This is a genomic window from Oceanobacillus sp. GQ8, from assembly GCF_059758495.1.
In genome coordinates, this window is the sequence record NZ_JCAXEV010000004.1 from 341,124 (window position 1) to 357,524 (window position 16,401).

General features: G+C 38.4%; 17 protein-coding genes, 1 other RNA gene, 1 riboswitch and 1 other annotated feature. Of the genes, 3 read left to right on the top strand and 15 right to left on the bottom strand.

Going from position 1 to position 16,401, the window contains the following annotated elements; translation table 11 throughout:
• Positions 1–7 precede the first annotated feature (7 nt).
• Complete coding sequence (locus tag AC6CHS_RS14140; RefSeq protein ID WP_498237040.1) at positions 8–862, bottom strand: SAM hydrolase/SAM-dependent halogenase family protein; 855 nt, start codon at positions 860–862, stop codon at positions 8–10.
• A gap of 59 nt (positions 863–921) precedes the next feature.
• Positions 922–1,193: a binding site (T-box leader), on the bottom strand.
• A gap of 850 nt (positions 1,194–2,043) precedes the next feature.
• Positions 2,044–2,547, bottom strand: coding sequence for a DNA-deoxyinosine glycosylase (locus AC6CHS_RS14145; protein ID WP_498237041.1), 504 nt, complete (start codon positions 2,545–2,547; stop codon positions 2,044–2,046).
• Positions 2,548–2,628: 81 nt separating this feature from the next.
• On the opposite strand from AC6CHS_RS14145, the gene AC6CHS_RS14150 reads away from it, so the two are divergent.
• Positions 2,629–3,564, top strand: a complete 936-nt coding sequence (locus AC6CHS_RS14150; RefSeq protein WP_498237043.1) for an NADP-dependent oxidoreductase — start codon at positions 2,629–2,631, stop codon at positions 3,562–3,564.
• A gap of 295 nt (positions 3,565–3,859) precedes the next feature.
• Here the strand turns inward: AC6CHS_RS14150 and AC6CHS_RS14155 are convergent, their stop codons facing one another.
• The 4 genes from AC6CHS_RS14155 to AC6CHS_RS14170 all read right to left on the bottom strand — a co-directional run bounded on the left by AC6CHS_RS14155 (position 3,860) and on the right by AC6CHS_RS14170 (position 6,193).
• On the bottom strand, positions 3,860–4,090 hold the full coding sequence (locus AC6CHS_RS14155; protein WP_498237045.1) for a hypothetical protein: 231 nt from the start codon (positions 4,088–4,090) through the stop codon (positions 3,860–3,862).
• 131 nt (positions 4,091–4,221) lie between these two features.
• On the bottom strand, positions 4,222–4,704 hold the full coding sequence (locus AC6CHS_RS14160; protein ID WP_498237047.1) for a hypothetical protein: 483 nt from the start codon (positions 4,702–4,704) through the stop codon (positions 4,222–4,224).
• Positions 4,705–4,763: 59 nt separating this feature from the next.
• On the bottom strand, positions 4,764–5,156 hold the full coding sequence (locus AC6CHS_RS14165; RefSeq protein ID WP_498237048.1) for a hypothetical protein: 393 nt from the start codon (positions 5,154–5,156) through the stop codon (positions 4,764–4,766).
• A 50-nt stretch (positions 5,157–5,206) separates the two neighbouring features.
• Entirely contained in the window at positions 5,207–6,193 is a 987-nt protein-coding gene (locus tag AC6CHS_RS14170) for a phosphotransferase enzyme family protein (RefSeq protein ID WP_498237050.1), read from the bottom strand.
• A gap of 151 nt (positions 6,194–6,344) precedes the next feature.
• Here AC6CHS_RS14170 and AC6CHS_RS14175 point away from each other — a divergent pair, with 151 nt between their 5' ends.
• Positions 6,345–7,292 (top strand): DMT family transporter, encoded by a 948-nt coding sequence (locus AC6CHS_RS14175; protein WP_498237052.1) that lies wholly within the window; start codon positions 6,345–6,347, stop codon positions 7,290–7,292.
• 58 nt (positions 7,293–7,350) lie between these two features.
• Here the strand turns inward: AC6CHS_RS14175 and AC6CHS_RS14180 are convergent, their stop codons facing one another.
• The 3 genes from AC6CHS_RS14180 to AC6CHS_RS14190 form a co-directional block, all read right to left on the bottom strand.
• The gene (locus tag AC6CHS_RS14180; protein WP_498237053.1) at positions 7,351–8,790 is read right to left on the bottom strand and encodes an MDR family MFS transporter; all 1,440 of its coding nucleotides are present in this window, start codon (positions 8,788–8,790) and stop codon (positions 7,351–7,353) included.
• Positions 8,791–8,960: 170 nt separating this feature from the next.
• Positions 8,961–10,181, bottom strand: coding sequence for an MFS transporter (locus AC6CHS_RS14185; protein WP_498237055.1), 1,221 nt, complete (start codon positions 10,179–10,181; stop codon positions 8,961–8,963).
• Positions 10,178–10,768 carry a non-canonical purine NTP pyrophosphatase gene (locus AC6CHS_RS14190; RefSeq protein ID WP_498237057.1) on the bottom strand — a complete coding sequence of 197 codons (591 nt, stop codon included), beginning with the start codon at positions 10,766–10,768 and terminating at the stop codon, positions 10,178–10,180. The genes AC6CHS_RS14185 and AC6CHS_RS14190 overlap by 4 nt, the downstream gene beginning before the upstream one ends.
• 99 nt (positions 10,769–10,867) lie before the next feature.
• Between AC6CHS_RS14190 and AC6CHS_RS14195 the strand changes: the two genes are divergently transcribed.
• Positions 10,868–12,637, top strand: a complete 1,770-nt coding sequence (locus tag AC6CHS_RS14195) for an ABC transporter substrate-binding protein (protein ID WP_498237059.1) — start codon at positions 10,868–10,870, stop codon at positions 12,635–12,637.
• A gap of 186 nt (positions 12,638–12,823) precedes the next feature.
• Here the strand turns inward: AC6CHS_RS14195 and AC6CHS_RS14200 are convergent, their stop codons facing one another.
• The 6 genes from AC6CHS_RS14200 to sspL all read right to left on the bottom strand — a co-directional run bounded on the left by AC6CHS_RS14200 (position 12,824) and on the right by sspL (position 16,318).
• Positions 12,824–14,119: a nucleobase:cation symporter-2 family protein gene (locus AC6CHS_RS14200; protein WP_498237060.1), complete on the bottom strand. Its 1,296-nt coding sequence runs from the start codon at positions 14,117–14,119 to the stop codon at positions 12,824–12,826.
• Entirely contained in the window at positions 14,116–14,703 is a 588-nt protein-coding gene (locus AC6CHS_RS14205; protein ID WP_498237062.1) for a xanthine phosphoribosyltransferase, read from the bottom strand. The genes AC6CHS_RS14200 and AC6CHS_RS14205 overlap by 4 nt, the downstream gene beginning before the upstream one ends.
• Before the next feature lie 136 nt (positions 14,704–14,839).
• Positions 14,840–14,941: riboswitch (purine riboswitch) on the bottom strand.
• 82 nt (positions 14,942–15,023) lie between these two features.
• A complete protein-coding gene (locus tag AC6CHS_RS14210; RefSeq protein WP_498237064.1) occupies positions 15,024–15,395 on the bottom strand; it encodes a VOC family protein in 372 nt (123 codons plus the stop codon).
• A 223-nt stretch (positions 15,396–15,618) separates the two neighbouring features.
• Positions 15,619–15,805, bottom strand: a non-coding RNA gene (ssrS, locus tag AC6CHS_RS14215) — 6S RNA.
• Between the two features lie 111 nt (positions 15,806–15,916).
• On the bottom strand, positions 15,917–16,153 hold the full coding sequence (locus tag AC6CHS_RS14220; protein ID WP_498237065.1) for a sporulation protein: 237 nt from the start codon (positions 16,151–16,153) through the stop codon (positions 15,917–15,919).
• Between the two features lie 24 nt (positions 16,154–16,177).
• A complete protein-coding gene (gene sspL, locus AC6CHS_RS14225; RefSeq protein WP_081779369.1) occupies positions 16,178–16,318 on the bottom strand; it encodes a small, acid-soluble spore protein L in 141 nt (46 codons plus the stop codon).
• Positions 16,319–16,401: the final 83 nt, after the last annotated feature.

Sequence of the window (16,401 nt, forward strand, 5' to 3'; positions counted from 1 at the left end):
TTATTTTTTAATTATAATGGATACTCGGGGTTTTTCGAATACTTATTTTCCAATCGGCCCCTGTTTTAATGTGATACGCCTTAGCAAAGGAGCCTTGGTTAAGTGCCACTCCCAGTTTATCCAATGAATTCACATAAATTAGCGGCTCACCAAGTCTACTGTCAGCAAAAGAACGGCCAAATGTCATAATGTTTTTATATACTTGTTGTTGATTGTTGGTGATCGTAACTTCTAAGGAATCACCATATTTAATGGTTGCCTCTTTAAAAAGTCCCCGATTAATATTGGTCCACAGATTTCCGAATCGAATATCAAGTATATCAATATTCCCGATAATTGCTTCGTTTTCTATTCGTGCATCTGGTTTTGGTAACTCTACAATGTCTTCCACATTTATAATTGGTCCCACCTGCTCGTAGGTAATAATGTTCGAAGCAAGCCTAGCCCCCGTATAGGCATAGACATCCCGGCCATGGAAAGTATAAGACTCTCCTGATCTTGGCAACCGATTTATCTTCTCATCGATAATTCTAGCCTCCTTTATGCCAATATGATGTTTAATATGCGTCAGTGTTCCATTATCAGGCGTTACAATATATTGATTATCTGCTGTCTTCACAACAATGCTTAACCGATCTGTCCCTACACCCGGGTCAACCACTGATACAAAGACTGTTTCTTCAGGCCAGTAGGTAACCGTTTGATATAATCTGTAGGAAGCCTCCCATATGTTGTATTCCGGGATATCATGGGTAAGGTCAAATATTCGTAAAGCCGGGTTTACCGAAATGGCTACTCCATACATTGCACTTACTGCCCCATCACTAATTCCAAAATCTGTTTGTAATACTAATTTACTCATGTGTACACCCTCCATTTATGTTTACTAATATAAAAAAACCACGCCATTACCGAATAAACGATAAGGACGTGGTTAGTTTAACGTGGTACCACCTTACTTCACCGTCTGCTCACACAGACAGTCTCATCTAGTACGACAGGTAACATCATCCTGTATATACTGTGGTATTGATAACGAGTACCAAATCTCGTCGGAACCTACTAGTGTAAGACATACGTTCAGCACGAAACTCGTGAGGCCATTGTTCAGATTCGTATTTTTGCTTCTTTTCAGCGACTGAAGCTCTCTGTGAAAAATAACTAATCCTACTTTTCCCCGTCAACGTTTTAATTAGTTAAATTAAGATTAAAGTTATTATAAGCAGAAATCCCCACAAAAGCAAGTGTATTTTTTAAATATAAGTTATTTTCTAAAAAATTTCTTAATCGTTCTCCGATTGCATCATTAATTGACTATGCGGGGACTGAAATATGTAACAAAAAAACTTCACTCTTTCACATTTACAAAAACTCATTGAAGTCCCGCGAAAAAAGGACTAGGAACAGCCATTAAATTGCTAAATCCCAACTACATTATAAAGGGTAATTTTACCCAATATAAAGAATCCTGTGAATATTGTACCATTTTCTGTAAATTTCAGGCTATTTTCGGTTTATTTGTTGTATACTATAAGGGACAGTCTATGCAGGGTGAGCTTCGGTCAAAGCTGTAGAAGTACTTCTTTTACTTGGCGACAAAAATCTAGTGAAAGGGGTTGAACAAATTGATTCCAATTGACACAACTCTTGAGTTGATGTTTTTGTTTGCCACACTCGTATTGTTAATCGTTAACAGCCGAGAAAAAAAGTAAGCTACCCTGCCGACGGACGGGAACATTACTTTTTCGTTTAAGAAGTCGCCTCACCCCCCAGAGGATAGCTGTCCGATCCGCAAGTTGCCGCTTGCGGATCGCTTTCTGAGGGTTCGACTAAATGAGCTCAAATAAAATCGCCATTTAAATAGTATTGTCTATTCTTAAAAATTATTCATCTGATTTTTTCTGGACGAATGTGACAAACTGTTCCACTGTGCTTAATTAAATCCTATCACAACAAGCCTCCGGCTGCTACTTCAAAATAAAGCTGTAACACATATTTAACATCTCTATTCCCTCATTACCTCAAAGTGTAAACAAGCTTTACTTAAAGATACTCTACAATTTTCCTCCATTCCTCCACTTTTCCTTCAAAGGTCTTTGTGTATCGACCTGGAATAGGACTGGTGGAGGGAAGCTTTATGACATCAATGCCAGTTAATTGTTCCATCGTAAAATTACGTTTAAACGTGTCATAAGCTTTTCCACCATTACAGGCAATAAGTTTAATAGAGGGAAATTGCTCTGTTAGCTCGATAATATTGTTTGGTTCCTCATCCATAATATTTGCATCTAAACTTCCTCTTCGATAACATTTCCCTATCGTGTCCCAAAGGGCAATACCCTTTTCTTTTACAAAGTCCAGTTTTGCTTCATAATCATGTAATGGAGTCTGATGAAATAAAACAAAAAGAATGTTCCAGAAATGATTTCTTGGATTTCCATAGTATTCGTGTTTCTCGAGAGACTGCCCACCAGGCATTGAACCAAGGATTAGTACTCTTGGATTCTCGGGCAAAACCGGTTCGAATGATGACAACTTTTCCTGCATATGTCTAACCTCCATGCCTAAAATAATTGTTTTTCGGGAAATATTGATTGTAACACTATTATAAAGAAAGAAGGGTGCTAGATGAAAGCAATTGTTATTAATGAATACGGATCAGCGGATAAACTTAAGGAAGAGACACTCCCTATCCCCATGCTCGAAGATAATCAAGTCTTAATGGAATTACATGCCACTTCCATTAACCCTATTGATTGGAAATTAAGAGAAGGAGCACTAAAAGAGGGGCTTCCCTTTGAGTTCCCTATCATTCTCGGATGGGATGCAGCTGGAATTGTTGCAAAAACCGGCAAAAATGTGAGCAAATTCAAAGAAGGTGATCGAGTATTTGCTCGACCAGCTACAACAAGAAATGGAACGTACGCTGAATTTACTGCGGTGGAAGAAGATCTTCTTGCCAAAATCCCAGATAATATTCCATTCGAAGAGGCTGCTGCTGTTCCTTTGGCTGGATTAACTGCATGGCAGTGTTTGGTAGACTTTGGTGGAATAAAAAAGGGAGATAAAGTGCTTATACATGCAGGCTCAGGCGGAGTCGGTAGCTATGCCATTCAATTTGCCAAACATTTTGGTGCATATGTAGCTACTACTGCAAGTGGAAAAAATGAATCCTTTGTAAAAGAGCTAGGTGCAGATCAATTTATTAATTACAAAGACACCGATTTTACAGAAGTACTAGAGGATGTTGATATTGTCGTGGATACAATTGGCGGAGAAGTACAGGAAAAAAGCTTTAGGGTTCTAAAAGAAGGTGGAAAGCTCGTATCGATTGTCCAACAACCAAATGAAGAACTGGCGAAAGAAAAAAATATTAAAGCGGAGTCTATATGGCTTAGAGAGAACGGGGAACAGCTCGAGGAAATAGCAGAACTTCTTAAATCAGGCGAGGTTATTTCCAAGGTCGGTCATACCTTCCCTCTTACAGAAAACGGGGTAAAAGAAGCACATAAACTAAGTGAAACCCATCATGCAAGAGGAAAGATCGTTATTAATATAAAGTGAAACTTCAATCAGTGGGGGTTTTCATTCTTCCCCCACTGATTGTTAGTTGAACGAATCGGGGTGTTAACGTCCGTTTACTCCCACTTAAACATCACGGTTTCACCTCATGTTTTGAAGCGGAAGTCTTACGGACGGTTGCACCGGGATAAAATAACTTGGAAAGTACTTATCCCAAGTTACGATAACGCAGTCCCTGAACGAGCTAGGGATAATTATTCGAATGGCGATTATCCTACTAAGATAGGCAGATTTATTCTCATCTTAGTAGGATTTTTATTTTGAAAATTTTATATAACTAAACGAATAAACCTATAATTACGACCGCTACTAGAATAATAATGCCTACTATTAGGGGAACTCTTTTATTAAAAAAGGACACTTTTTCTAGGAAGTAGATGATTCCGATTGTAGCCAATCCCCCAACAAAATATGCTGTGATTGTGCTTAAGTACTTATCCAAGAAAGGCACACCAAACAATAGCATTTCATAAAGTACGATAAATGTAAGTATTGTCTTCCATTTCATAAAACAAGTAAACTCCTTCTGCAAAAAGTTAGAAATTATAATAGTCCATTATAATCTTCGACTAAAAACCTAATTTTAATGGGTGGTTCACAACTTTTTATACAGGGAAGCCTCGGTATTAATTTATTTAACTAGGAAATATTGTTTTCATCTGCATGATAAAGATCAATCCGTTCGCGCAAATCTTTCTTCTTTTCTAAATCATGCCATTTCAGCACAAGGTAAACCTTTTTGATATCCTCTAATGTTATTGGATTTCCCTCCTGATCTACATAACTATCTCCTGTTATTTTACCAGTGTTTTCAACAGCAATATTAATGATTTTACCAGTCCGATCTATTTTTTGAATAACTTGGTCAACATCTCCGATAACCGCTCGAACCTCGATATCAAACGAATTTGTCATAAAGCTATCTACGTCTTTCATATCAAGAAAACCGTTTCCTGCGATAAACGAGTCTTCTGTTATTTCTATCTCATATCCCTTTACTCTCCAGTGCTGGCCTTCCCCCACTAATGATAAGTAATAGTCTTTGAGATTTGCACTATCATCTATACACCCAGCAACAATAAACAAAGAAAGGAATATTGGTATGAACACCAGTCTCAGCATTATCTTCCCCCTTACACTCAGCTTTCTTTTCCCTATTAAATTTAAACACTTTGTATCCCTTATTCACCACGCTGCTTACTAAGTTTCGACCATAACGGCGATTCTTTCAGCTTATGCCATAGTAGTAAGCTATATTTCTTAATCGCTTTGCCGAAATGATGCCATACAAATAAACCGAGCCAAAAAAATAAATAAACATAGCATAAAAGGAGGATAATGGCAGCAAAATGACCTTCCCCAATTTGATGAAAAAGATGCTCCAACTCATTTCGGTTCGCTGCTCGACCTACCGAATACAAGAAAGAAAATAGCGGTGTAGCGATAGATAAAATAATGGTCATATAAGCAAAGGGGATAAGCCTGTCCCTTGCATTGCTGATAATAGCGGTTATAAGTGCAGTAATAATAAAAATACCATAGATAATCAAAAAGCTACTGGGAAGTGTATCCATTCACATTCACTCCTTCTACCTTTTAAATCTTGTTCCCGATGCAATCTATTTTATGATTCCCAGTCCTTCGACATGCCCATTCTATCTGTCTTTAACTGCAAGACAAATAGCTCTAAAGCTGTCTCATCAATCCAGTTGGTGCCCCAGACATCCCTGTTTAGCAACATTGTACCAAGCAACCAAATCCTTCTTGCCGTTATGAACAGTGGTAAAGTTTTCATATTTTCCTCACTAAGCGTATACTCCTGCTCGTAGCCTTGCAAGAAGGTATTCCAGCATTCCTCTTCCTCTTGCCCGTAATTATGAAGGAGATTCCACCAGGATACCGCCACATCATAAGCACGGTAGCCAACCGCACAACTATCAAAATCAAAGACTTGAAGTTTTCCTTTATATAAATGCATATTATGGTTATGGAAATCACCATGACAGAAACCTGTTTCTAAATTAGCTGTTTCCAATTTTTCCTTTATATACATTATTGTCTCATTCAACACTTCGACTGCCGTATCTCCTAAATACTCCTTCAGAATCGGTCGAATAAAGCTTACAGGCTCATCAAGTAAGTGTGTTAAATCAATTGAATAACCACGTTCATGTTTACTAGTGAATCCATTAGACAATCGATGAAGTCTACCTAGAGATTTTCCGATAAGATATGTATTTTCCGGATTAATAGCAGGTCTTTCTCCCTCCGCAAAAGAAAATAGCACACCGTAGCGCTCTCCTTCCGGGGCTAATATTTCCTCCACATTAGGGACACCCGTTTCCTGAACAGGTCCAACTGCTTCATATCCATTATTTTTTAAGTATAATATAGCATCCAACTCAAATTTAATTGCAGCTTCATTTCTCCAGCCATGGCGATAAATTCGATATGCATAACAGGATTCTTTGCCCACTACTTTATATGTATCATTTAGGCCTCTCGTTAAAAAGCGTACAGCCTTGATTTTTTCTGCAACTTGGCTCTGTGCAAGGCCATAAACACTGTCTTCCTGAATTAAAGCATGTTTCACATTTACCTTCTCTACCATTTTCCTATCCACCTCAAAATTATGCTCGTACCTATACTACTAATTCGTCATATTTTTCCATATTCCTGCTTCACTCATTTTTTTCACTTTATTTTCAATACACCATGTTATGCTTTCACCTATTTGTTATGATAATGAAGAGGTGATGAGAATGAAAGCAATTATTATTGGTATTCTATCTGCATTATTCTTTTCTGTAACATTTATTTTGAACCGATCGATGGAGCTTGATGGCGGAAGCTGGGCATGGAGTGCTTCATTACGATTTATGTTCATGCTACCACTCTTACTAATTATCGTAGGTTACCAACGCAATGTAAAACCCGTCATACAGCATATTATTAAAAAACCAGTTCCTTGGCTATTATGGAGTTCTGTAGGTTTTGGATTGTTTTATGCTCCACTAACCTTTGCGACCATTTATGGACCAGGCTGGCTTGTAGCGGCCACATTCCAACTTACCATTGTTGCCGGCTCTTTCCTTGTACCGATACTTAACAAGCATACAAAACAAAAGATACCAGTTCAATCTGTGCTTATTTCCTTCATTATACTGAGCGGTGTATTGCTCATGCAATTGGAACATGCAAGTGTTGTGCCACTAACAAGTGTTCTTCTATGTGTACTCCCTCTTCTTGTATCAGCAATTGCATATCCATTAGGAAACCGTAAAATGATGCAGCATGTAAATGGAGAGCTTAACACCTTTCAACGAATTTTAGGCATGACCGTCATGTCCATGCCGTTTTGGGTTCTTGTATCTATTTATGGTTTCCTATCGCATGGAATGCCAGAAGTGACGCAAATAACCCAAACATTTATAGTCGCTATTTTTTCCGGGGTGATTGCTACAGCGTTATTCTTCTATGCCACTGAGCTTGTACGAAATGATAATGAGAAACTGGCTGGGGTGGAGGCAACGCAATCAGGGGAAGTGGTGTTTGCACTATTTGGTGAAATACTACTACTTCATGCAGCATTGCCAAGTGTACTGTCTTTTGTCGGGATCTTCCTTGTCATTATCGGCATGATACTTCATAGCCTCGTTACCATAATTGGAAACCGTAAAAAGCATCCGATCATCAAACAGGCAAAATAATATATTTCTGATTAAAGTAAAACAAAGCATAAAGAAAACTCCTCGGAGGGAGTGTCCTTTATGCTTTGTTTGGTTGCTGCTGTTGTTTCACAAGTTCACGATCTTCAGTAGGTGTGGTTCCTTTTATGAAAAATGCCATAACAAGTGCAATAATGGATATTACAGTCGTTACATAAAATGCAGTATTAACTCCATCCACCATCTCACTGGCTGAAGCAGCATCACCAGTAGAAGCTGTCATAACTGTAACTAATATTGCCGTACCAATAGAAGCTGCCACTTGGCGCATTGTATTGGTCATAGCAGAACCATGTGGTATTAATCGATTTGGCAAGCGATTAAGTCCTGCAGTAGTAGCTGGCATCATGATCATGGAAATACCAAACATTCTAATCGCAAAGACAATGGTAATATACGTTAGTGTCGTATCTGGCGTTAATCTTGTGTAAAGGAAGGAGGTAACCGTTAATAAAGTAAGCCCAATAATAACCAAGTACCTTGCTCCGAACTTATCAAAAATCCTCCCATTAATTGGGGACATAAATCCCATAACTAATGCTCCTGGTAAGATCATCATTCCCGAATCTAAAGCGGAAAATCCAGCCATATTCTGCATGTAGATAGGCAAAATGGTTTCAGCTCCGATTAACCCAATAAATGCTATCATACCAATAACCGTTGTTATAGTGAAAATTTTATCCTGAAAAACACGGAACTCTAAGATCGGTTGCACCAACTTGAATTGTCTTAAGATAAAAGTGGTTAGCGATATCGCACCTATAGCTATTGCGGAGATAACGAAAACATTGGACCATCCATAATCTCCCGCACTACTGAAGCCATAAAGTAAACCTCCGAAACCTAGTGTCGATAAAATGATCGAACTAATATCAACTTTTGGATAGGTACGCTTCGTGATATTTCGCATCACAAAGTAAGCAATAATGACATCTATAATAGCAAGTGGCAAAATAATATAAAATAATGCTCTCCATGGATAATGCTCAACGAGCCAACCGGAAATCACCGGACCAAGCGCTGGCGCAAAAGCAATCACAAGCCCTACCGTTCCCATTGCTGACCCTCTTTTTTCAATAGGGAAAATCAATAAAAAGATAGTCATCATTAATGGCATCATAATACCGGCTCCAGCAGCCTGAATTACTCTCCCCACCATTAATATGGCAAAGTTTGGTGAAATGGCACAAATTAATGTTCCGACCACAAAGGTGATCATTGCGGTAAGGAATAACTTCCTCGTAGTAAATGTTTCAATCAAAAAAGCTGTAATCGGGATCATAATCCCATTTACTAGCATAAAGATGGTCGTTACCCATTGTGCCGTATTTTCGGTTAGATTCAAATCTTCCATAATATGCGGAATAACCGTCGCCAACAAAGTCTGGTTTAATATCGCCAAAAATGCGCCACCTATTAAGACAGCAACAATTGGAAGCTTGTTAATTTTCTGTACATCTTTTATTTCTTCATTCCTCAACCAATCATCTCCTAAAACGCCAACATGAATTATTCTCTTCGTATTAGTGAATTATATGGAAGTTATTATAGATAGTCAATTTTCTAGATTAGTATGTTAATATCCCCATGAAAAGCAACATTACTACATGCAAAGAAGCTCTGCAGCCACTTATAGGAATAGCCAAAGTATTATCCGTAATCCAAGTCTAAAGTTCCGCGTTGAGACCTTCTGATATACACCATCCAGGTAACACCTAAAGTTATAAGTAACAAGCCAGATACATAATAAATAAGTGTAATACCGTATAGATCAATCACCGTAAATGCGAATAACGGCCCCATGGCTGCCCCAACATCCACGACTATCGTATGCGCAGTCATCACTTTAACTTGATCCGTCTGGGAAGCTGCACTTGCTGCTAAAGTATCCGTTGTGGTAACGAAAATAGTGGAGAGAAATTGAAAAAATAATAGACTAATTATTAGTCCTGCCATTACGTGTACGTTTACGAAAACATAAAACATGACTCCTCCCATAAACAATGGCACCAATAAAATTTTAGGAGCCGTTTTTATACTATCCATTATTTTTCCAATCTTTGGAGCCAAAAATGGATCCCACCCCCAGCGTATTGCTTGAATAATACCAGCTAAAGTCGCTGCACCAATTGTTATTTCTGCAATCTCCCAATTGTTGTCATACGTTTCTTCAATTAAGGTACTTAATGTAGAAGAAAACAGGCCAAAGACAATAAAGCCCATAACCGTTCCTGTCAGAAGAATTAGACCAACATAAGAATTAAGCCACTTTTTCCTTTCCTTGCTTCTGTCTCCGGCATCTTTTTCCTCCTTTCTTGAAATAGGGACAAAGTAAAATACCGCTGGCAGAGCTAGTAATCCTGTAATAGAAAATAAGATTGTAACAAACAAAATAGATGTTTGATCAACTAATAGTCCACCTGCAAGCATACCAACTAAACCACCAATGCCCCACAACCCATTGTATAAGCCTACATAATTCCCCCTATTTTTATCTGTCGTTACTTCAATGACCGTTAGGAAACCACCAAGCCTTAACAAGGACCAGGCGACTCCCCATAAGATACGCATAAGTAAGAGCAACCAAAATTCTTTAAATAACCCATAGCCAGCAGTTGTGATGATGGCAATGATTAATGCTATCCATACACCTGTACGAAGCTGGAATCGCTGATAGAACATACCGACTAATGGATTGACCGGCAACCGAATAAATCTATTAATAGATAGTAAAAGGCCAATTTGCCAGATTGAGGTTAACCCAAAATCTTGCCAATAAACAGGTAAAACAATAAACAGCATAGCATCCCCTAATAAGGCGACAGCTGGAATTAGAGCAATTGCAATTACTTTCTTTTTATCTATACTCATGTTGTCTTCCTTTCCAACCAGTCTAGAATATCCTGCTTTGCCTGGAACAAGGCAATTTGTCTATGGTCATATGGTGAGATATTGTGCTCCAATTGCTCTGTTAACACCTTGTCATTACTTAATAAAAAAATATCACCGTACTCTTTTAAACTACCTCGCGGATTCTTTGCAATCCAACCATTCATAAAACCTTGACTGTGCAAGACTCTCCCATCTGGGAATGCCAAAGCTACTACACTGGTAAATTGAGCAGTCCGCTTACTTAATGGAACCCCTGCTAGTTTATCCATTAATAATTGAGCGCGGTCCGCATCACTTCCAGGAGAAAAACGTGCTGTTTTCACTCCGGGAAATCCTTCTAACGTATCAATGGTTAGGCCAGAATCTTCTCCTACTATAATGTCGTTTGGGTAATATCGCTTTACCGTTTCAATTTTTAGTTGTGCATTTCCTTTAAAGGTATCTGCTGTTTCCTCCACATCCTCCATACCTTTTGGTAATGACGTGATGTCTAATGGGATTTCCTTTAAAGCCATTTGAATTTGTTCCAGTTTTACTTTATTCCATGTCGCAACTACGATTTTCATCCCTATCCACCTCCTGCATTTATTGTATCTTTTGAAAAGAGGAAAAAAAGTGTATACTTGATCTGATTAAATTTCCCCTTTTATCGGAGGTTGGTTGAGTTGAAATTATTGGAGCATTATGAAGTGCTTAACCGTAGTTTAAATGAAACAGAAGAAGAAGTTTCTATAACGGTAAAGGAAATAGCGAATTTACTATCCTGTTCTCATCGTAATGCCAAAATAATTATCCAGAACTTACAGGAGCATAAATGGATCAAGTGGAAGGCTGGAATAGGTAGAGGGAATTATTCTACACTCAAACTATTAAAAAATTTCGAGTTACTTGTAGTTGAACAAGCCAAAGAAACGATCACGCCTCATTCCATTGACGAAGCTATTACATTATTAAACAAATATCAGGTGAAGGCTTCACTACAACGGGAGTTTATTGATTGGATCTTCCATTCCTACCTTAGTGAGCACAAAGGTCGCTCTACAGATATGGACTCACGGCTTCACTTTCCTTCCTATCGACCACTACCAATTCTTGACCCAGTATTTGTATGCCGTCGTTCTGAAAATCATGTTATGCGTCATGTCTTCAGTCAACTTGTTCAATTCAACCAAGATACGGATGAATTCCTTCCCCATCTAGCTCATTTTTGGGAGCAAAATCAAGACAGTACGAAATGGGTGTTTTATTTACAAAAAGGGGTTCGTTTTCATCATGGGAAGGAGATGACTGCTGAAGATGTATGCTATAGTTTTTGGCGTCACAAACATTCCTCATCAGCTTACAGCTGGATGGTGCAAGACTTACATAAAGTATCAGCACTCCAACCATATATTGTTGAATTTCAGTTTAAAAAGCCATGTCCTTCCTTTTTACATATGGCATCCTCATTAGGTGGCAGTATCCTGCCGAACGACAGGTCTAGTAGAAAAAGATTCCCTCTTGGGACAGGGCCGTATAAGATAAGTGAAAATACCCACGAGAAATTAACGTTACATGTTTTTAATGACTATTTTTTAAGACGACCTTTCCTTGAAGAAGTTAAGATTTACTTCTTCCCAAAACTTTACGATAATGCCACCGTTATTGATAGCGTCCCAAATAGCAAAGAATTGAACTTTTACCATTATCCATATAAAGGACGTGAGTTACGTCACCTTGAAAAATACACTGCATTAGACCGTGGAAGCAAACTTCTTACCTTTAATAGAAAAAATGGGATTCTTGCAAACGATCCATTACTAAGAGAGGCGATCGTCCATTTGTTATCACCTGAAAAGATGATTAGAGAGTTAGGTGGTACTCGTCATAAAAAAGCTTCCCATCTACTTGTACAATTTGAACACGGTGTCCCACTTCGATCAGAGAGGAGAGGTATGGAGGCACTCGCTAAAAGTGATTACAAAGGAGAGCCACTCATTTTAGGAAGTTATACTGGAGCGGGGAACGAGGCTGACGGGCAATGGATTAAAGAGGTATTGCTAAAAGAAGGGATTAATGTATCTCTTAAGTTTCATTCGTATGAATACTTACATTCCTTGCCTCTCGAGAAAGAAACAGACCTGCTCTTAGGTGAACAATTAAGCTATGAAAGTGTTTTATATACTTATTTGGCTGCATTTAAAGGGGATCATAATCTTTTAAATCGCCATCTATCAAAGGCTGATAAGGAAATACTGGAAAACTTGGGAGAAAACGAGGACGATACCCTTTCTTTATGTAGGAATGTGGAAGATAATAGCATGCAAAACAATGGGCATATTCACTTGTACCGTATCATCCAATCCGCGTTTTATCCGAGCTATGTGAAAGGTATTCACTTTAACGCTTTAGGATGGATAGATTTTACAAAGCTTTGGTATAAAGTGAAACGTTAATCAGTGGGGTTTCTTTCTTCCCCCACTGATTGTTAGTTGAACGAATCGGGGTGTTAGCGTCCGTTGTCTCCCACTTTTGTCATTACTGTCTCACTTCATGTTTTGAAGTGGGAGTCTTACGGACGGTTGCTCCGGGATAAAGAAAAAAGGTAGGAAGTACGTGAACTGTACTTACCTACCTCTTTTTTATGCACTTTCTTCAACTAGTTGTGCAGAGTTTGCAGAAGTCTTTTTTGAAGGAAGCATGTTAAAAATAATGTTCAAAACGATAGCTGTGATACTCCCAGCAACAATACCATTACTTGTTAGGATTTGTAGGCTGTTTGGAAGTTGTGCAAATAATTCAGGAACTACTGTAACACCAAGCCCCATTCCAACTGAACACGCGATAATCATAGAATTTTCCGGTGAACTAGTTAGAACACTACCAAGCATTTTAATTCCTTGTGCAATGACCATACCGAACATTGCAATCATAGCCCCACCTAAAACGGAAGTTGGGATAATAGTAGTTAAAGCAGCAATCTTTGGAACAAGCCCAAGTCCTACTAGCATAATACCAGCCGTCATGATAACTCTGATTGATTTAACACCGGTCATCTGAATGAGACCTACGTTTTGTGAAAATGCGGTGTACGGGAATGCATTAAAGAATCCTCCAAGTACAATGGCAAGACCTTCCGCGCGGTATCCCTTCGTTAAATCTTTTTCTTTTAGTTTTCGTTCTGTGATATCGCCTAGCGCAAAATAAACGCCAGTGGACTCCACTAATGAAACGATCGCTACAAGTATCATTGTCAAAATAGCTGACCATTCAAATGTTGGTGTTCCAAAGTAGAATGGTTGAACGATATGGAAAAATGAAGCTTCTGTGACAGCATCAAGGCTGACTTTCCCCATAAATGATGCAACCACTGTACCAATTACAATTCCCACGAGAATAGAGATAGAACGTAGAAAGCCACTAGAGAATCGATACATCAAAACAATAAAAGTTAATGTACCAAAAGCCAATCCTATATTAGCAAGAGAACCGAAATCACTTGCTCCTTCTCCGCCACCCATATTGTTAATCGCTACAGGAATAAGTGTTACCCCAATAATGGTTACAACAGATCCTGTTACCACCGGTGGGAAGAAACGTACTAATTTACCAAAGAATCCACTGATAAGAATAACGACAAGTCCAGAAACTAGGATTGCTCCGTAAATAGCTGATATTCCAAATTCTCCTCCAATGGCAATCATTGGACCAACAGCTGTAAATGTACAACCGAGAACTACTGGCAAACCAATGCCAAAAAAGCGATTGTTAAGAAGTTGCAGGATTGTTGCTACTCCACACATAAAAATATCAATTGCTACTAGATAAGTTAATTGCTCTGAGGTCAAGCCTAGTGATTCTCCAACGATAAGTGGTACTAAAATTGCTCCTGCATACATTGCTAGGACATGCTGGATCCCAAGTGCTGCCGTCTTCATTTTAATGCCCCCTCTTTACGAAATGTAACGTTTCCCTCTGCTAAGGAATCAATGATAGCTAATGACTCGACTTGGATATCTTTTTCACGGATCATTTTACCGCCATCCTGAAAACCTTTTTCAATAACAATTCCTACACCAGCAAGTGATGCTCCTGCCTGCTTAAGAATATCCATTAAACCAAGAACTGCCTGTCCATTTGCCAAAAAATCATCAATTACCAAAACGACATCATTTTGATTGATATATTCACTGGAAATGGAAATCTCATTTGTTTCTTTTTTAGTAAAAGAATGTACCTCTGCTGAATACAAATCATTTATTAAAGTAAGTGACTTTCGCTTTCTCGCAAACACCACTGGAACATTCATCGTAAGACCCGCCATAACAGAAGGAGCAATTCCTGATGATTCCAATGTCAATATTTTTGTGACACCAGCGTTTGCAAAACGCGCTGCAAACTCCTCGCCAATTTGCCTCATTAACTCTGGATTAATTTGATGGTTTAGAAAGGAATCCACTTTTAAAACCGTTTCTGATAAAACCTTACCTTCATTCAATATCTTGTTTTCTAGACTCTTCACGGTGCCTCTTCCTTTCCCTAATAAATAAATAAAAAAGCTTGAAGGATGCGACGCACTCAGACTATGAGTTGCGCACCCTTCAAGCTTTTGCCATTTGAAAGATAACGAAAAAACTACACCATGTTAAAGGTATAATCCTTTCATTTATTACACTCATAGTCGGTTAATTTACGGTAAACCGGTAGAAACTCGTGGGCCATATCCCCACTATTATATGAATACTATTAAATTAGAATGGTACTAGTATAGCATGTCAAAGCTCAGTTTCAACCCTATCATGAAATAAAAAAACATTCAAAACATTTCGCTTTTAAATTTCACTATCCCAACCGTTCCAGAAACTCTATTCGATTACCGTATGGATCTTCCACATAAAAACGCGCAGCACCAGGTAATCGTTCATCCTCTTTATAGCTAATTCCATACATTCCAAGATGTTGTTTTAATGCAGACAAATTCCCAACATGAATAGCTGGATGTGCTTTTTTTGCCGGTAAAAAGGCATCCTCTGCCCCAATGTGAATATGTACGTTACCAGCTTGAAACCATACTCCTCCATTTTGCTTTAAAGCTTTCGGTTTCTCCACCTCTTCAAAGCCCAATATCTTCTCGTAAAAATCCCTTGCCTGCTGTTCGGATCCAACAGGCGCTGCTAACTGAACATGATCAATCTCTTTAAAATAATACGACATCGTTATCCCCTCCTATCACTAGTTTAATGCTTGTAGTGATGGGTAGGATAATACCTATTTATAATCGGATCGGAAAAGTTATGCTTATCACGCTAAGAAAACGTTAGAAAACTCGCCTGAATGTATACGTTTTTCTTAGGTTTCAAAATTGCTTCTCGGCTAGAAACAAACGTACAAAAAAGGACCAGTCCCAAAAGGAACTGATCCTGGTTAATTGTATTAGTTACAGGCCACAATTGCCGTATTGATTATAAAAAGTTTTAAACCACCACTTCACCAAGTGGGTGTTTGCAGAAACCATCCTGTCTTCCGCTACACTATGGCGGCACGACATTATTGTTCCGATGTAAAACTCCCTATTATATCATTAGAGGTTAAAACTTAATTAAATACGTACATTGCAGCTTGTATTAATATACTATACTTTTTACGCTGTTTTATCAATGGTAAAATTATACTAATTTACTTCACAATTAACCGGGAACCAATTGCTATACGACCATGTAATTTGACCTTCCCAACTAAAAAAGCAGTTCAAAGACCTCAGTCAATTCTTTGACACGCTGATCGTATTGAACATTTTTAGCATAATCGAGTTCATTCTCTAGCACATCATGCAGATAGGTCATTTCTTCCGCCTCAAGGTCTTTGACAAACTCTCCTTCACCTGCATAAGCTTTTGATTGCAGCTTGTTTATAATCTGCTGACACATCTGATTCTCTTGATAATTAGCCAGTGATTCTCTGAGGTAATCCAATGTATGATCGATAATGCACACCTCTTATATCTTAGAATTTTTCTTTTTAGCACGTTGTTCTAATTGAGACTTTGGCTGATGGTCAACAGTGTCCTCTGTCTGTCCTTGAGGATTAACACTTGTGGTTACACGCCGTTTGCTCCAGCTGTCCTTTTTCTCACTCATCCCAACACCTCCTATCACTAGCTTTTTCATTTTCTCACCTGTCTATTCTTTTTAAAGTTGATCGATGGTCTACAGATAATAAA

Bases quoted from the DNA above. Each gene is read 5' to 3' on its own strand.
- AC6CHS_RS14140 (WP_498237040.1), bottom strand. From the start codon at position 862: ATGAGTAAATTAGTATTACAAACAGATTTTGGAATTAGTGATGGGGCA.
- AC6CHS_RS14185 (WP_498237055.1), bottom strand. From the start codon at position 10,181: ATGAGTATAGATAAAAAGAAAGTAATTGCAATTGCTCTAATTCCAGCT.
- AC6CHS_RS14145 (WP_498237041.1), bottom strand. From the start codon at position 2,547: ATGCAGGAAAAGTTGTCATCATTCGAACCGGTTTTGCCCGAGAATCCA.
- AC6CHS_RS14200 (WP_498237060.1), bottom strand. From the start codon at position 14,119: ATGAAGACGGCAGCACTTGGGATCCAGCATGTCCTAGCAATGTATGCA.
- sspL (WP_081779369.1), bottom strand. From the start codon at position 16,318: ATGAGTGAGAAAAAGGACAGCTGGAGCAAACGGCGTGTAACCACAAGT.
- AC6CHS_RS14190 (WP_498237057.1), bottom strand. From the start codon at position 10,768: ATGAAAATCGTAGTTGCGACATGGAATAAAGTAAAACTGGAACAAATT.
- AC6CHS_RS14160 (WP_498237047.1), bottom strand. From the start codon at position 4,704: ATGCTGAGACTGGTGTTCATACCAATATTCCTTTCTTTGTTTATTGTT.
- AC6CHS_RS14155 (WP_498237045.1), bottom strand. From the start codon at position 4,090: ATGAAATGGAAGACAATACTTACATTTATCGTACTTTATGAAATGCTA.
- AC6CHS_RS14175 (WP_498237052.1), top strand. From the start codon at position 6,345: ATGAAAGCAATTATTATTGGTATTCTATCTGCATTATTCTTTTCTGTA.
- AC6CHS_RS14170 (WP_498237050.1), bottom strand. From the start codon at position 6,193: ATGGTAGAGAAGGTAAATGTGAAACATGCTTTAATTCAGGAAGACAGT.
- AC6CHS_RS14210 (WP_498237064.1), bottom strand. From the start codon at position 15,395: ATGTCGTATTATTTTAAAGAGATTGATCATGTTCAGTTAGCAGCGCCT.
- AC6CHS_RS14150 (WP_498237043.1), top strand. From the start codon at position 2,629: ATGAAAGCAATTGTTATTAATGAATACGGATCAGCGGATAAACTTAAG.
- AC6CHS_RS14165 (WP_498237048.1), bottom strand. From the start codon at position 5,156: ATGGATACACTTCCCAGTAGCTTTTTGATTATCTATGGTATTTTTATT.